The sequence below is a fragment of the Paenibacillus sp. Lou8.1 genome (assembly GCF_024213565.1).
GTDB classification, from domain to species: Bacteria; Bacillota; Bacilli; order Paenibacillales; family Paenibacillaceae; genus Paenibacillus; species Paenibacillus polymyxa_B.
This window is the reverse complement of the sequence record NZ_JANAVN010000010.1, coordinates 222,614-237,439: the sequence shown is the minus strand read 5'-3', so window position 1 is coordinate 237,439 and position 14,826 is coordinate 222,614. Positions and strand designations below refer to the sequence as shown.

Below are 14,826 nucleotides of genomic sequence, written 5' to 3'. Positions count from 1 at the left end.
AATTTATGATACATAATGTATCTTGTCAATCCCTTTGATGGATAAATTCAGCACTTCACGTTCATGTTAAACCATATGTAGATCTATGAGCTCAACAATCAGCCTGTAAATAAAGATTTCCTGCATATTAGCCAAAGGAGGATAGCACTATGGGACAAGCTGTTAAAGGTACAATTACCATTGAAGGTCAGGAAATTCCTATCACAAACCCAGATAAACCGCTGTGGCCTGAAGCAGGCGTGACTAAGGCGCTATATCTTCGCAAGCTCGCGGTATTGGCTCCCTTCCTGCTCAAATATTGCCATCATCGTCTGCTGACCGTCATCCGCTGGCCACATGGGATTCATGGTGATTTTTTTTACCAAAAAAATGCCCCACGTCCTCGCCCGGACTATATTGAAACCGCTCTGCATGACGGAATTGAATATATCGTGCTCGGCAAATTGCCACAACTTCTCTGGCTTGGTAATCAGGCTGCGTTGGAATTCCATCCCTCTCTGCATGAAACGGGAAGCAAGCTGCCCTGTGAATGGATGATTGATCTTGATCCATCCAGAGAGGTGGAGCCACGTATTATGGAGGCCGCCTCTATTGTCGGTGAAGTACTGGCTTCGCTTGGTTTGGATTCCGTCCCCAAAACATCCGGGGCTACAGGTGTACAAATTATCGTTCCGATCCGTACAGGCATAACCTTCGATGAACTTCGCAGCATCGGGCTATTAGTCGGGCAGTTTGTGACAGAAAAGCACCCGCATCTGTTCACACTCGAACGGTTAAAGAAGGATCGTGGAACAGCCATCTATTTTGATTACTTGCAGCATTATCAGGGGAAAACTCTGGCCGCTCCTTATACCCCGCGGGCACGCCCCGGTGCTACGGTCTCTACTCCGCTAACCTGGGAAGAGGTAAGGCAAGATGTATCACCACTTGACTACCATTTGCTGAATATTGAGGAACGACTAAACCAGGTAGGCGACTTGATCGACAAGGTTCCTCCCCAGCCCGTAGAAGACGTCCTCAAGCATATGCGCACCAAGGCACACCGAACCTGATCCATGCTTGGAAGAACAAAAAAGGGGACGAACCCCGCAGCCATTAGGCTGAGAAATTGTCCCCTTGCGCTAGTGTATTCCTTTTTTCTTAAAACGTCCGCCCTTCACATCGTGAATGTTACCGATCGCAACGAAAGCGTGCGGGTCCCAATCTTCAACGATGCTCTTCAGCTTCGCTTCCTCCAGTCGGGTAATGACGACGAAAATCACTTTCTTGCTTTCGCCCGTAAAGCCGCCTTCACCTTCCAGATAAGTGACGCCCCGTCCAAGACGGTCTGTCAGGGCATCCCCGATATCACGGTATTTTTCACTAATAATCCAGACCGATTTGGACTGATCCAGACCTTCAATCGTAATATCAATCATTTTCATGGCGATATAATAAGCAATCATGGAATACAGGGCATTTGGCCAACCGAACACAAAACCTGCACTTCCCAGAATGAAGATATTAACGAACAGTACGATCTCACCGACCGAAAAAGGAGTTTTTTCACTGACGAGAATAGCTACGATCTCTGTCCCATCCAGCGAGCCGCCGGACCGAATCACAAGACCCACCCCAACACCGAGAATAACGCCCCCAAAAATAGCGCCGAGCAGCGGTTCGCCAGGAGTCAATGCACTTACATTGTGAAGTAACGCGGTTCCGATGGACATAACGACGATACCGAATAATGTGGATAAAGCGAAGGTTTTACCGATTTGTTTGTAGCCGATAAGTAAAAATGGAAGGTTCAACAGGGTCAGGAAAATACCGAGCGGATAGCCAGTAATCTTGGAGGCCATGATGGAAATACCTGTAACGCCTCCGTCAATAACGCCGTTAGGAACCAGAAATATTTCCAATCCCACTGCCATCAAAGCGGCACCAACCACAATCATGGCTGCACGCTGAAACAGGCGTTTTACTTTGTTCTTCGGATTAGCTGGAATTTTGCTGATCTTGGTCAACTCTCCGGTCACATCTGTGATCTCAGACAGATTTTGGACTTCCTTGCTCACTACACTCATATATAAATCCCCCCGTTACAGTATGGTATATTGGACCGAAAAAGGGGCTGCTATCCGCAGTCCCCTCTCCTTTACCGCGCTTGTGTTATATGAATAGTATACCATAAAACTGCGATTTTGCGCAAAAAAGTTAGCAAAGAGCACATAAATCACAATAAAGCGGGATTATAGCGATAAAAACGGCGAAAATCGCCTTTAAAGGAGTGGAGAGAGCATGCGAGTTAGAATTTCAGCTATTTTCTGAGATCGAGGCCGTCTGCGGAACACGTTCAAATCAATGCGTGAGGAGTTGGAAATGTCCTCTACAAAATCTGCCGAAAGCCGTTCCAGCGCTGAATTAGCAAAAACTACAGCGGTCAACTCAAAATTATAGAAAAAGCTGCGCATGTCCATATTGGCGGTCCCGACCGAGCCGAGTAAATCATCGACAATCACCACTTTGGCGTGAATAAATCCTTTTCGATATTGGTAGAACTCCACCCCTGTCTCCAACAATTCTTGCACATAGGATAAAGACGCCAGATGAACCAGCTTCGAATCAGATTGGTAGGGAATAATAATTTTCACATCTACGCCACTGACTGCTGCCAGCTTGAGCGCCTCATGAATCCCCGGATCGGGAATAAAATACGGCGTCGTAATCCAAATCCGCTTTTTGGCAACCGTGAGCGCACCAAAACACATTTCCTGAATCGTATCCCATACCTGATCGGGACCACTGCTCAAAATCTGTACTTCCTCATCCCCGGTGCAGGTATGTGGAGGAAATAAATTCACATCCATCAATCTCTCCCCTGAGGCCAGCTTCCAGTCGCTAAGAAATGCATTTTGCAGAAAATAGACGCTATCTCCTTCAATCTGCAAATGCGTATCCCTCCAAAAACCCACTTTGGGGTATTTTCCGAGATAATCGTCGCCTATATTAATCCCACCCACAAATCCAATCATGCCGTCCACCACCACGATTTTCCTGTGATTGCGATAGTTGATCCGGCGATCCAACGTGGCGAAAAACGGAGGTAGAAAATAATGAAATTCCACTCCCGCCTCACTACAGGTACGAATAAAGGAATAAGGCAAATTGTAGCTTCCTACACCGTCCACAACGAATCGTACCTTTACTCCCTCACGTGCCTTGCGGATCATGACCTCTTGAAACTTTCTTCCGATTTCATCGGCCCGAAATATGTAAAACTCCACATGGATATGATGTTGGGCTTGTTCCATCGCTGTCAGCATAGCCTCGAAGGTTTCTTCACCGTTCGTCAGCACACGTGTGCGATTACATCCAGTCAACGGGTTTTCCGACATGCGAATTAACTGGTTAAACAGGCGCTCCTGATGCTTGAAATGAGGATTATGCATTTGCTCCACCTGTTCAATCACTTTGGATTGCGCCCACAGACGCTCGCGAAATTCACGAAACAGCTGCGATCCCCCTTTTCGGACCATTTTGCGCTTCTGATAATCCTGTGCAACAAAGTAGTACACGACAAAGCCAATGAGCGGGAAGCAAAACAAAATAAAGAGCCAGGCTACCGCTTTGGACGGCTTGCGAAATTCAAAGAGCAGGATCGTCCCGGTCTGAAAAATAAAAACAATTAAAACCAACAGCAACCACAGCATGTCTAAGCCTCCTTATATATCTTAGGATTTTGCAAAATCCTCATCTACGTTTTATACTAAGCTCCAATTTTTTTGACATGTTTGCCTCTTAAGCTGAATAGATAGTAACCAAGCACTATAGGAGCGATGTCCGGAAAGGAGCGATTATGAAAAAAGGAAGCCTAAATCGCCGGATGACCCTGCTTGTTATTCGGGATGCACAGCAACCGCCCAAGCAGCTACAATGCTCTACAGCCGCTGTCATTCTCGTCCCAACTCTTGTGATCGCGTCTATCTCTACACTCGTGATCGGGCTGCAAATCCGTTCTTCCCATATTATCTCCCAAATGGAAACGAATCTTGCTGTCCAGAGTTTGCAGATGGAGGTCACGGTAGCGGACAAGGATGCAGCCATTGGGCGACTACGGCAGGAAGTCATGGAGCTGACGAATCAAGCCACCAATATTCGTGAACGCCTTCAGCGCGTAACAGAGCTGGAACAACAAATGCAGCAATTCATTCGTAAACACGGAAACTCATCTGCCACAAGTAACCATAAAAAGACCATGACGCCGCTCTCCTGGGATGCTTCCGGCCATATTGGAGGTGAACTGATCGCAGTGCATGAAAATACTGCCCTCCTAACTCGCCAGGCAATGGATGATTTTCAGGAGATCGAATCTCTGTTGGACACGGTGGAACGTACGGTTCCCCGCTCTATTCAGCAAGCAAATGCCGTACAGCAGAATCTGGAGCGCAAACAAGCCGCACAGCTACTCCAGACCCGTAGGCTGGCTCTTGCCGAACAAGGGAATCCCTCCGTTTGGCCTGTAGGTTCACGGCGAATGACCTCCAGCTTCGGCTATCGCAGCGACCCTTTTACGGGTAGATCTGCCTTTCATTCAGGCGTGGACATTGCCGGACAAACCGGTGATCCAGTCTATGCAGCAGGAGCAGGTACCGTCTTGGAGGCTGCTTCTAGCGGAGCCCGCGGCAAGTGCATCATCATCCAGCATCCTGACGGACTCCAGAGCTGGTATATGCACCTGAGCGGCATGCAGGTGGCTCCGGGAGATCGTGTCCACAAAGGACAGACCATCGGTCTGTTAGGAAGTACCGGGAGAAGCACGGGACCTCATCTTCATTTTCAGATCGTCAAGCATAACCAACCTGTCGATCCATTACTGTATGTACAATGAGGACTTTTCAAAATCCTTACAATAAAAGATTGGGGGAAAACCATCATGTTCAAGGAATCCAAAAAAAAGCTCTCCGCCCCAGCTATGGATACACTGCTCGCTAATGGCACCAGCTTTGAAGGTACAGTTGAGGCAGAGGCCAATATTCGGATTGACGGTCATTTTCAGGGCGATATCCGCAGCACTCGTACTGTCGTCATTGGAGAATCTGCTGTGGTACGTTCGGACATCATCGCACAAGACGTCATTCTTGCCGGTAAGGTGTTCGGCAGCATTACTACAGAAGGACGACTGACCATTACGCCGACAGGTGAACTGTACGGAAATACGGCGACCGCTGCATTGGTCATATCTGAAGGCGGTGTACTGGACGGCACAAGTCAAATGAACCGAACAAAGGATGTAGAGTTGTCAACTTCTACGGATGAGTCAAACGACGAAACCCAATCTAGTTTCAGCAAAAACAGGGAGGACAGCCAAGCCGATCTGCAATCCGAAGCAGGATAAAATCAGTATACACTCCATTCATTCCATAATATCCTCCACTCTGCGTTCCAAAAATAATTGGTACACCTTACGTATGACAATTTTTCCGCACATATACAATGGAATCACCAAAATGATGCCCAGAATCCCGAGCAGGTCGCCACCAACCAACAGTAAAATAACGACAGTCAACGGATGAATATCCAGCTGTTTGCCAAAAACTATAGGTGACAGCCAATTATCCTGAATTTGCTGTGCAGCAATCACCACGACCAGCGACCAGAGCGCCATCGAAGGTGATTCGAGAAATCCAATAATAACTACAGGTATAGAAGCAGCCACTGCCCCCACATAGGGAATAAAATTAAGAAAAATCGAAATAACGGCGAGCAGCAAGGCATAAGGCAAACCAATAATTAAAAATCCAAGGAACATCATCACACCCAACGCGACATTGATCAGCACCCGACTCACGATAAAGCTGCTAAGCGCGCTATCGATATCTTCCATGACCTCCAACGCGTCTTTGTGATATTTTTTAGGAAAGAAGTTTAGCATTTTAGGGCCAAACTTGCTCCCTTCCTTCAACATGTAATAGAGCAATATAGGAAAAGTAGCCAATACGATAAAAAAGTAGGATACGAACGATACCAGCTTTACCGAGTAATCAGACAGTGTCGAAAAAGCTTCGTTCAACGTATCTGACAGTTGTGACAGCGGGTCTTCACCCGGAGGCAGCACTTGTCTCAAGGATTGATTATGCCGCCATTGGCTCAATTGATCAACCAGACTTTTAATGAGCTTCGGCGCATTTTCAAATAAATTGGTTACCTGATCACGCAGCGTAGGCCACACACCCCATGAGAAAACAAACAATAACACTCCAATGACCAAATAAATCAGCAAGATGGAGATAGATCGTTTGATTTTTCTACGTTCCATTACATCTACAATCGGCCTGAATAAATAATAGAGGAAAAAAGATAGCATCAACGGTACAACCAGCAAGCTGACCAAAGATACGAGAGGACTGAATATAAAGCTTACTTTGGTACCCAAGTAAATGATGAGTAATAGCATGACAATACCAGTAGTCAGACGAAAAAAACGATTATTTTGCAGCATATCATGCGGCCCCCCTCTGTTCTGTTCTCTCTACCTCTTTAAACGCAAAATGACCCTATTGATTGATTGTTGCTGAAAATAGATTACAATATACCCCTACACTCAGAATGTGCAGCAAAAATAACATAGATACAGGATAAAATAGCGTAAAATGAATATTTTGCAAATTCCTGAAATAATAAAAAGGACGTCCAAATGCTAGGCATTTGAACGTCCTTTGTGTTACTCTATGGCACTTCCATTTAGGTCGAAACATCCCGTTTTACGAAAACCACCCAGGCAATGGCGATAAAAATCACATAATAGGCGGCCAGCACGGTGAGCGAAAAGGTTAGACTGGAACTTACTGTTCCCGGCGGCATATCTAGATATTTTTTCAGATCCATATGTGTAAATAGTACGTATTGGGTCCATTCATAACGATCTGTGCTGAACAAGCCAATAGAGTTATAGACTGTTTTGGTGAACATCATGAACAACGACAGCCCAATCGCCAAGGCACTGGAACGGAAAACTGCGGATAGCATAAATGCAAAGGCCATCGTCACGAATAAGGCGATATAGCTATACAAGAAGTTCAGCGTTACATAAGATATCGGATCACTGAACAGCGGAACAGAACCCGCTGGTGCATCCTTGGATAACATCAGCCATGAGGACAGCGTAACCATCAAGATCAAAATGATCGTTCCGAGCAAACTGAACAAAATCACGGATATATACTTGGACAACAATATTTTGCTGCGAGTCCAAGGTCGGATGAGCAACAACTTAATCGTTCCCCAAGTAAATTCACCAGCCACCGAATCAGCGGCTACAATGACCGTAAACGTCGTATTGAGGAAAAATGTAAACAACGTCGTCAACGCAATTCCATCCCACACACTGACCTGATCGGAAACCAGGGAAATCAGCATCGGAATCGCAGCCGTGATGACCGCCAGCAGACCCAGCATAATCCATGTGCGCACACGCAGGTAAATTTTCAGATTTTCGTTATGTACCAACTTGAAAAAATCAGCCAATGAACCCGCCTCCCGTCACTTCCAAAAATTGATCTTCCAGCGTACGGGCAACCGGGCGAATCGCATATACTTTAATTCCGTTTGCAGCCAGCAGGCTGTTCATCTCTGCGATCTGTTCCCGCTCCAAGTGAAGCAGCAGTTGATTGCCTTCGACGCGCCCTGCTCCAGCAAGCGCATAAGCTTGCTCGGCATCATTTACCTCAAAAGCAATTTCTGCCGTCTGCACTTCCTCCCCTGTATTCTTCAGCTGCTTGATATCAACCAGCCGTCCGCTCTGAATAATGGCTACACGGTCGCACATCAGCTCCATCTCGGACAACAAATGGCTTGATACGAACACGGTAATTCCTTCCGTACGGGTCAATTGACGCAAATAATCCCGCAGTTCTCGAATACCCTGCGGGTCCAAGCCGTTGGTCGGCTCGTCCAGCACGAGCAGCTTCGGTCGATGCAAAATCGCCTGAGCTACCCCAAGTCGCTGCCGCATCCCGAGCGAGTAGGTTTTTACTTTGTCATGAATTCGGTTTCCGAGTCCCACCAAACGAATCGCTTCATCCACGCGCTCTTGGGTCACCCCAGGAGACATTCGCGCAAAATGCTGCAAATTTTGATAGCCTGTCAAAAACTTGTACATCTCCGGGTTCTCAACAATTGCGCCGACATGGGAAACGGCCTTTTCAAAATCGGTATTAATGCTGTCTCCACAAATATGAATATCGCCCTTGCTGATCGAAATCAGGCCAACCATCATACGGATGGTAGTCGTTTTTCCCGCACCATTGGGTCCGAGGAAACCAAATACCTGTCCCGCCGGAACCTCCAGCGTCAGATCATCCACGATCGCTTTTGAGGAAATGATTTTACTCACACCCTCCATACGTATGACGGGAACCTGTCCTGTCGCTTGCTGCATACTATGAAACTCCTTCCATCCGGAGTGAAGCTGTTATCCATTTTACTTTACATTTCCGGTTTTGGAAGTATTGTACCATATTTAACCTTTTAGAAACACCACGCAGCCTCTATTCCTTGTCCTTGTATATCCAAAGCACCCGCCATTTCTCATCTTCCTGTGTCACATAACAAGGCTGTACGATATCAAAATTACCGAATCGGGTCTTGTAATGCTGAGTGACCGTAATACGGTAAACCTTCCCTAACTCCTCTCCATTCGGATCGGTACGAATGTCATATTCAGCCTGCGGCTCCCCCAGTTCAAACGTGAACGTATCCGTCCCCATATCCTGCATAAAAACGTGCGCACGCTGCTGTACATACGTAGATTTCTCGAATTTCTTTTTCATTTGCGAATGAAAAAACTCCCATGATCCTCCGAAATTTCCCGATTGCTCCATAGTGTAGAACTCGTTCAGTGCTTCTACCGCTTGATCGCCCTCGCCTGTAGACACCACCCCACGCAGACCCAACCACAGCAGCCATAACAATCCACATATGATGGCAAAATATAATAGCTTACGGACGAACGCCGAAGCCGCTCTCCTTCTAAACAGCACACATTGCCCCTCCTTCTGTTGGACTATACCGAATTCTCTACAGATGTATGTGGGACAAGCCTTGTTTAGAAGTCTTTAGAAGGAAATTACGGGTGACCTCCCAAATAGGGCACCCGTCTACATAAAGCTTACCTAAGGCGATATGGCCGTGGTAAGCATGTGCTTCTCCAGCACTCCATGGAGACGCTGGCGTTCCTGCTCCTCCACAATGTAATAATATACACCGTTGATTTTACGCCCCTGTCCCTTCAGTTCAACGGTATCCATCTGCTTGAGGGACGGACCGATCCGGGTCAGGAAAGTGGTCATATCGTCAAAGGTAATGTCTGTGCGAATCTGCTCCCCCGCTGCCTCCAGTATCGGCTTTACCCTCAACAGCCCTTCCTTGCTGATGGACTGGGCCAGAATTTGCTTGAGGAGCTCCCGCTGGCGGGCATTTCTTCCGAGATCTCCACGTGGATCATCGAATCGCATACGAGCGTAGGCCAACGCCTCAGCCCCGTTCAAGTTCAAATTACCCTGCGCAAAATGATGGCCCTCATATTGAAAATCAAGTGGATTATGAACCTCCACTCCCCCCATAAGGTCCACCATTTTCGCAAACCCTTCCATGTTCATCTGCACATAGTAATCTATCGGATGGTTCAAAAAATGCTCAACCGTACGAATCGACATATCCACGCCCCCAAAAGCAAAAGCGTGATTGATTTTGTCCTCACGCCCCTTGCCGATCAACTCTGTTCGCGTATCACGCGGAATGTTGAACATCAACATAGAGCCTTCGGCAGGGTTAACAGACAAAACGATCATCGTATCCGATCGTCCTGGATCGTGAGGCCGCCGATCTACGCCCAGCACCAGCACGGTGAACGGCTTGAACTGGGAGATGGCTGCCGGATTGGGTGTACTTGATCCCGTATCTGTACCTACAGATCGCCCTGCTCCGCCCGTTGCAAGGGTAGAAACCGCCCCAGGCTGCACGATGCTGCGCGGATGATACATCGCATTCGCCGCTGTTTTAAAGGAATGATACACATAAGCGGTGTAGGCAGTAGCCCCTACGACCATTAACGCCGCAGCCCCCAATGTCACCTTCAGCCATCGTTTCATACGCAGCCTCCCCTTTACGGATTCACTACAGACTGATGACGATCTACATCCAGATTGTTCATCTGTGGCCTGCCGACAGAATAGTATGCAAAGGCGGATTGTCTGATCTGCTCTTCGCTGTACACATTGCGTCCGTCAATCATAATTGGATACTTCATAAGCTCATTCAGCTCACCCAACCCGATATCACCAAACTCTTCCCATTCCGTCAATAGACACAGTGCGTCACATCCCTCTGCCGCTTCTCGTGCGCTATCTGCCCACGTTACTTCCGAGCTGTCGAGCAGTCTGCGGAAGTTAGCGGTAGCGATCGGGTCATACGCACGAATTTGCGCCCCTGCCTCCAGCAGAGACTGCATGATATCCAGCGCCGGGGCATCTCTTACGTCATCTGTATTCGGTTTAAAGGCCAGTCCCCATATACCAATCGTAGCTCCCTCCAGATCACCCAGCGCCTCTTTCAGTTTACGAATCACGTTAAAACGTTGCCCTTGATTCACTTCCACCACAGATTTCAGCAGCTTGAATTCATAGTCCACGTTACCTGCAATTTGGATCAGAGCTTGTGTATCCTTGGGAAAACAGGAACCCCCATAGCCGATACCAGCAGACAAAAAGGAGGAACCGATCCGCTGATCTAGTCCCATACCGTGTGCCACGCGTGTAACGTCTGCGCCCACCTTTTCGCAAATATTTGCAATCTCATTAATAAACGAAATTTTGGTCGCCAAAAAAGCATTCGACGCGTACTTGATCATCTCCGCCGAATGGATATCCGTGGTTACGATATTTGTCGTCAACGGCTCGTGCAGTGTAGTCAGCACAGCGGACACATGCGGATCAGAAGCTCCGATGATAATTCGATCTGGCTGTAGGGTGTCTATGACTGCTGAGCCTTCGCGTAAAAATTCAGGAACCGAAGCCACACCAAACGGATAGTTTGTGCGGCTCGCAATCCAATTTTGAATACGTTCGTTCGTTCCGACAGGCACCGTGCTTTTGGTGACAATTATTTTGTAGCCATTCATGGCGTCTGCCACCTCGCAGGCGGCTTCTTCAATATAGGACAGGTTCGCTTCTCCGCCTGGCAGTGAAGGCGTGCCGACCGCCAAAATAACAATTTCGGCTGCCTCCACCGAAGCAGCCGTATCTGTTGTAAAGCTTAGTCGGCCTTGTTCTACATTATCTTTAATTAGAGCCTTTAATCCCGGTTCATAAATCGGCACCCCACCTGCACGCAGCTGATGAATTTTGTCCTCATTCTGATCTACACAGACGACGGTATTCCCGAGTGCGGCAAAACAGACCCCTGACACCAGCCCGACATACCCTGCACCAATTACACATAACTTCAAAGCAACTCCCCCTTTTACATGCTGTCTCATTGCATCCTGCTTTTACCGACTTCACTTCTCTATATCTCTTCCTGCAAGCCGATTATGATAAAGCGTAAGCCGTTTGTTTTGCCGATAAGATTTTAGAAAACGGTATACATACATCGGATTGTTATAGGCATACCTCTTCCATAATCGCTTCGGTTCACAGATCAGACGGTACAGCCACTCCAGCCCAAGCTTTTGTATCGCTAGTGGCGGTCTACGAACCTTTCCAGTGATATAGTCAAAGGCCGCCCCTACTCCAATCATCACGCCATGAATGCGGGCTTTGTTTCGATGCATCCATATTTCCTGCTTCGGACAGCCTAAGCTGACGAATATGATATGCGCGCCGGACGCATTGATTTCATCAATGATCCGCTCCTCCTCATCTGGGTGAAGCTCACGAAATGGTGGTGAAAAGCTGCCCGCGATGCGGATTCCAGGGTAATCCTGTTCTACTCTTTCTTTTAAGCTATCCAGCGTATCCGGCGTACTGCCGTAAAAATATATACTTACCTTCGTCTGTGGCGCACGTTCGCACAACTTGAGCATCAGACTGGGACCATCTACCCGATCCTGACGCTCAAATCCGTACAGCTTAAGCGCCCATACCAACGGCATACCATCGGGAGTACACAAATCGGCTTGAGTGAGCGCTTCGTGGAACTCGGAATGATTCCCGGCTGTGACAATGGAATGCGTGTTGCAAATACAAACATAGCCGTCCTTTCGTCCGACTGCCCATTGTTCCAGCATGTGTACCGTCTCCTGAAACGTAAGTGCTGCAATATCTGCATCCGCAATCCTTCCGACTCTATATTGGGGCAGCTGCTTCATAATCACGCTCCTCCATCGCCTCGCTATATATCGCCATCAGCTGCTTCACATTCACTTCTTCCGTATAGCGTGCAGCGTAGTTTTCCGACACCTTCTGTCTTATAGCTGCATAGTTTTCATAAGCTACTGCACAGCGAATCACAGTCTTTATATTTTCCAAATCATCATGTTGAAAATGGAAACCCGTCACCCCGTCCTCCACGACTTCCTCCAGTGCACCGAGCCGGCTGCATAATACCGGAGTTCCAACAGAAAAAGACTCTACAATGGTCATGGGAAATCCTTCATACCAAATGGAAGGCACCATGACATACATGGCCCGGCTCATGCAATCCAGTACCGTGTCTCCATCCTGCTTACCGAGAAACCGAACATCTTCCTGCGGATAAGCAGCGGTCAATTCAGCCTTTTCCGGACCATCCCCAATGATGACCAGTCTCAATCCCCCCCGATCTTCCAACTGTGACCAAGCTTTCAGCAGATTGCGAACCCCTTTTTCAGCAGAAATCCGCCCCACGAACAATAAATAACGATCATTCGGGTCATATTGGGTTTTCACTGTTTTATGATGGACAAAATTTGGCTTTACCGCGATACGATCCAGTGGAATACCGCTTTCGGCAAATTTGTCCCGTGCAAATTCTGTCAGCGCAATATAGCGACTTACCTTGTGCTGCCATGTGCCGATCAGATCGTTGAACTTAATCATCGCCGCTACCGGAATCGTCTGAAGCTGTGAACCTCGATAGCATCCATGACGGATGGAATGCAGTAGCGTGCCGTGCAGACATTTTTCACAAACCTTATTCCCTCGCATAAAGGTTGCCGCCGGACAAATCAGCCTGTAATTATGAAGTGTCTGGACAACCGGAATCCCCAGCCGTTCACAAGCATGATAGACCGAAGGGGATATAACCGGGAAAAAATTATGCACATGTACCACATCTGGCTTCACCTGTAAAAGCAGCTTCTTGATTCTTTTGAATTCCGGCAGGGACCATGCCGCCTCTACCGCCAGCTTTGCCATGTTCGCTAGCCCTCTGCTTTGAATGCTGTCGTTGTGCACATAGTAATGCTCTGTCTCTATTCCTCTGGAACGCAGCATAGCTGATTCTTGCTCGACAACCTTGTCTTCTCCCCCGCTTTGCTGATAAAAGTTATGGATGATCAGCACCTTGCTCACAGGAGGGTTCATCTGTCTGCTGACCTGTTGGCTCACGTGGTTGCCCCTCTTTCCTGCGTTGATTGCATAGCGTGGTTCGAGCTCATAGGTTTGATCCCTTGATGACTTACTATTTCATCCGCAATGCGATCCCACGACATACGGTCGACCGTAAGAAAGGCCTTCTCCGCCATACTTCGTCTCAGCTCAGCATTATCCAGCAAATCGCCTATTCGACCAGACCATTCCTCTTCTGAAAAGCTTCTCAGCATCACTCCGCTCACTCCGTCCTCAAGCAAGGTAACCGAGCCCCCGTTTACCGAAGAGATAATCGGGACGCGAAACAGCATGCTTTCCAGCAGCACCATACCAAAAATATCGTATTGGGTCGGAAACAGCATCACATCCGCCGCTCCGTAAACCTGCCACAGATGACGTTGCTCCACTCTTGAAAAATGTATAATACTGTCCGTTATTCCCAGTTCATGAGCATATGTCCAATAGCGGTCTGTGTCCGTCTTCCGTCCATCCCCGACCATTAACAAAAGGCAGCTAGGATGCTTTTGGAGTACCCTTTTGAACGTAGTCAGCATAAAACGTATATTTCTCCGTTCCTCCAATACACCAACATACAGTAGCACCGGACGATCACCGATTCGACGCAGCTCATTCGCGACCTCACGGTTTTCCTCACGTTCTCCGCTTATGTCTTCACTGTTGTTACTGGTTTCACTATCGAATGCTCTCTCTACTTTACTGCGATCCAGTCCGACCCCAATCGTAACCACGTTGTCAAAACCTTTATTCTCCAAATAGCGCTTGGCAAGATCGGATTTGACATAGGTACGGCGTAGAGATTTTGCTACCTTCGGCAGCAGCATAATATCGTACAGTTTGCGGATCAGCGCGTGCGTGTTATCTCGGTATGGGCCGTGATACAACGCCAGCTTATCAGGACATTTGCGAGAAAGCAGATAGGTCATGATCTGGTTGTATTCTGTAGTAATGACCAGACCATAGGCATCCAGAAAAGAATCTTTGAGAACATCTCTGTAGATGCTGTTGCTTAAGAACTTAAACCCGTGGAGCCAGATAATACGCAAGGTGCATCCTTCGTGACGGTAGACCTGTTCCAGATGGGTTTCTTTACGATCGTTGTAGTAAACAATATCGCAATCATAGCCTTTTCGAACGAGTGCTTTGCCCAAACCGACTTCCTGTAAATTGTATGAGTCCCCGTTCACTTTGCTGGCAAAATTGCGGAGATACAATATTTTTTGAATCATCATCAGGGCTCCTGCCATTTCATATTGGGTGA

General features: G+C 47.7%; 14 protein-coding genes. 3 read left to right on the top strand and 11 right to left on the bottom strand.

Translation table 11 applies throughout. The features are described 5' to 3' along the window. The first annotated feature begins 149 nt into the window (after positions 1-149). A complete protein-coding gene (ligD, locus tag NLX78_RS16290) occupies positions 150-1,052 on the top strand; it encodes a non-homologous end-joining DNA ligase (protein ID WP_061830254.1) in 903 nt (300 codons plus the stop codon). A gap of 69 nt (positions 1,053-1,121) precedes the next feature. Here the strand turns inward: ligD and NLX78_RS16285 are convergent, their stop codons facing one another. Continuing rightward, positions 1,122-2,066, bottom strand: a complete 945-nt coding sequence (locus tag NLX78_RS16285) for a YitT family protein (RefSeq protein ID WP_081276708.1) — start codon at positions 2,064-2,066, stop codon at positions 1,122-1,124. A gap of 195 nt (positions 2,067-2,261) precedes the next feature. Then, entirely contained in the window at positions 2,262-3,692 is a 1,431-nt protein-coding gene (gene cls, locus NLX78_RS16280; RefSeq protein ID WP_254350975.1) for a cardiolipin synthase, read from the bottom strand. Between the two features lie 146 nt (positions 3,693-3,838). Here cls and NLX78_RS16275 point away from each other — a divergent pair, with 146 nt between their 5' ends. Together NLX78_RS16275 and NLX78_RS16270 are read left to right on the top strand one after the other, a co-directional pair. Beyond that, the gene (locus tag NLX78_RS16275) at positions 3,839-4,870 is read left to right on the top strand and encodes a M23 family metallopeptidase (RefSeq protein ID WP_023987449.1); all 1,032 of its coding nucleotides are present in this window, start codon (positions 3,839-3,841) and stop codon (positions 4,868-4,870) included. A 45-nt stretch (positions 4,871-4,915) separates the two neighbouring features. Continuing rightward, positions 4,916-5,377: a bactofilin family protein gene (locus tag NLX78_RS16270; protein ID WP_061830256.1), complete on the top strand. Its 462-nt coding sequence runs from the start codon at positions 4,916-4,918 to the stop codon at positions 5,375-5,377. 18 nt (positions 5,378-5,395) lie between these two features. Here the strand turns inward: NLX78_RS16270 and NLX78_RS16265 are convergent, their stop codons facing one another. The 9 genes from NLX78_RS16265 to NLX78_RS16225 all read right to left on the bottom strand — a co-directional run bounded on the left by NLX78_RS16265 (position 5,396) and on the right by NLX78_RS16225 (position 14,794). After that, complete coding sequence (locus NLX78_RS16265) at positions 5,396-6,481, bottom strand: AI-2E family transporter (RefSeq protein WP_254350974.1); 1,086 nt, start codon at positions 6,479-6,481, stop codon at positions 5,396-5,398. A gap of 242 nt (positions 6,482-6,723) precedes the next feature. Beyond that, the gene (locus NLX78_RS16260; RefSeq protein WP_250267682.1) at positions 6,724-7,506 is read right to left on the bottom strand and encodes an ABC transporter permease; all 783 of its coding nucleotides are present in this window, start codon (positions 7,504-7,506) and stop codon (positions 6,724-6,726) included. After that, positions 7,499-8,419, bottom strand: a complete 921-nt coding sequence (locus NLX78_RS16255; protein WP_029516218.1) for an ABC transporter ATP-binding protein — start codon at positions 8,417-8,419, stop codon at positions 7,499-7,501. Before NLX78_RS16255 ends, NLX78_RS16260 begins: the two co-directional genes overlap by 8 nt. 109 nt (positions 8,420-8,528) lie before the next feature. After that, entirely contained in the window at positions 8,529-9,020 is a 492-nt protein-coding gene (locus NLX78_RS16250; protein WP_254350973.1) for a hypothetical protein, read from the bottom strand. A 132-nt stretch (positions 9,021-9,152) separates the two neighbouring features. After that, the gene (locus NLX78_RS16245; RefSeq protein ID WP_061830261.1) at positions 9,153-10,130 is read right to left on the bottom strand and encodes an LCP family glycopolymer transferase; all 978 of its coding nucleotides are present in this window, start codon (positions 10,128-10,130) and stop codon (positions 9,153-9,155) included. 14 nt (positions 10,131-10,144) lie between these two features. After that, on the bottom strand, positions 10,145-11,485 hold the full coding sequence (locus NLX78_RS16240) for a UDP-glucose dehydrogenase family protein (protein ID WP_061830262.1): 1,341 nt from the start codon (positions 11,483-11,485) through the stop codon (positions 10,145-10,147). A 51-nt stretch (positions 11,486-11,536) separates the two neighbouring features. Beyond that, on the bottom strand, positions 11,537-12,346 hold the full coding sequence (locus NLX78_RS16235; RefSeq protein ID WP_061830263.1) for a WecB/TagA/CpsF family glycosyltransferase: 810 nt from the start codon (positions 12,344-12,346) through the stop codon (positions 11,537-11,539). Next, entirely contained in the window at positions 12,324-13,565 is a 1,242-nt protein-coding gene (locus tag NLX78_RS16230) for a glycosyltransferase family 4 protein (protein ID WP_254350972.1), read from the bottom strand. The genes NLX78_RS16235 and NLX78_RS16230 overlap by 23 nt, the downstream gene beginning before the upstream one ends. After that, positions 13,562-14,794, bottom strand: a complete 1,233-nt coding sequence (locus NLX78_RS16225) for a glycosyltransferase family 4 protein (protein ID WP_254350993.1) — start codon at positions 14,792-14,794, stop codon at positions 13,562-13,564. Before NLX78_RS16225 ends, NLX78_RS16230 begins: the two co-directional genes overlap by 4 nt. Between the last annotated feature and the right edge of the window lie 32 nt (positions 14,795-14,826).

What these genes read in the sequence shown, in the direction of transcription:
- ligD (WP_061830254.1), top strand. Translation starts at nt 150, where the DNA reads ATGGGACAAGCTGTTAAAGGTACAATTACCATTGAAGGTCAGGAAATT.
- NLX78_RS16285 (WP_081276708.1), bottom strand. Translation starts at nt 2,066, where the DNA reads ATGAGTGTAGTGAGCAAGGAAGTCCAAAATCTGTCTGAGATCACAGAT.
- cls (WP_254350975.1), bottom strand. Translation starts at nt 3,692, where the DNA reads ATGCTGTGGTTGCTGTTGGTTTTAATTGTTTTTATTTTTCAGACCGGG.
- NLX78_RS16275 (WP_023987449.1), top strand. Translation starts at nt 3,839, where the DNA reads ATGAAAAAAGGAAGCCTAAATCGCCGGATGACCCTGCTTGTTATTCGG.
- NLX78_RS16270 (WP_061830256.1), top strand. Translation starts at nt 4,916, where the DNA reads ATGTTCAAGGAATCCAAAAAAAAGCTCTCCGCCCCAGCTATGGATACA.
- NLX78_RS16265 (WP_254350974.1), bottom strand. Translation starts at nt 6,481, where the DNA reads ATGCTGCAAAATAATCGTTTTTTTCGTCTGACTACTGGTATTGTCATG.
- NLX78_RS16255 (WP_029516218.1), bottom strand. Translation starts at nt 8,419, where the DNA reads ATGCAGCAAGCGACAGGACAGGTTCCCGTCATACGTATGGAGGGTGTG.
- NLX78_RS16245 (WP_061830261.1), bottom strand. Translation starts at nt 10,130, where the DNA reads ATGAAACGATGGCTGAAGGTGACATTGGGGGCTGCGGCGTTAATGGTC.
- NLX78_RS16235 (WP_061830263.1), bottom strand. Translation starts at nt 12,346, where the DNA reads ATGAAGCAGCTGCCCCAATATAGAGTCGGAAGGATTGCGGATGCAGAT.
- NLX78_RS16225 (WP_254350993.1), bottom strand. Translation starts at nt 14,794, where the DNA reads ATGATTCAAAAAATATTGTATCTCCGCAATTTTGCCAGCAAAGTGAAC.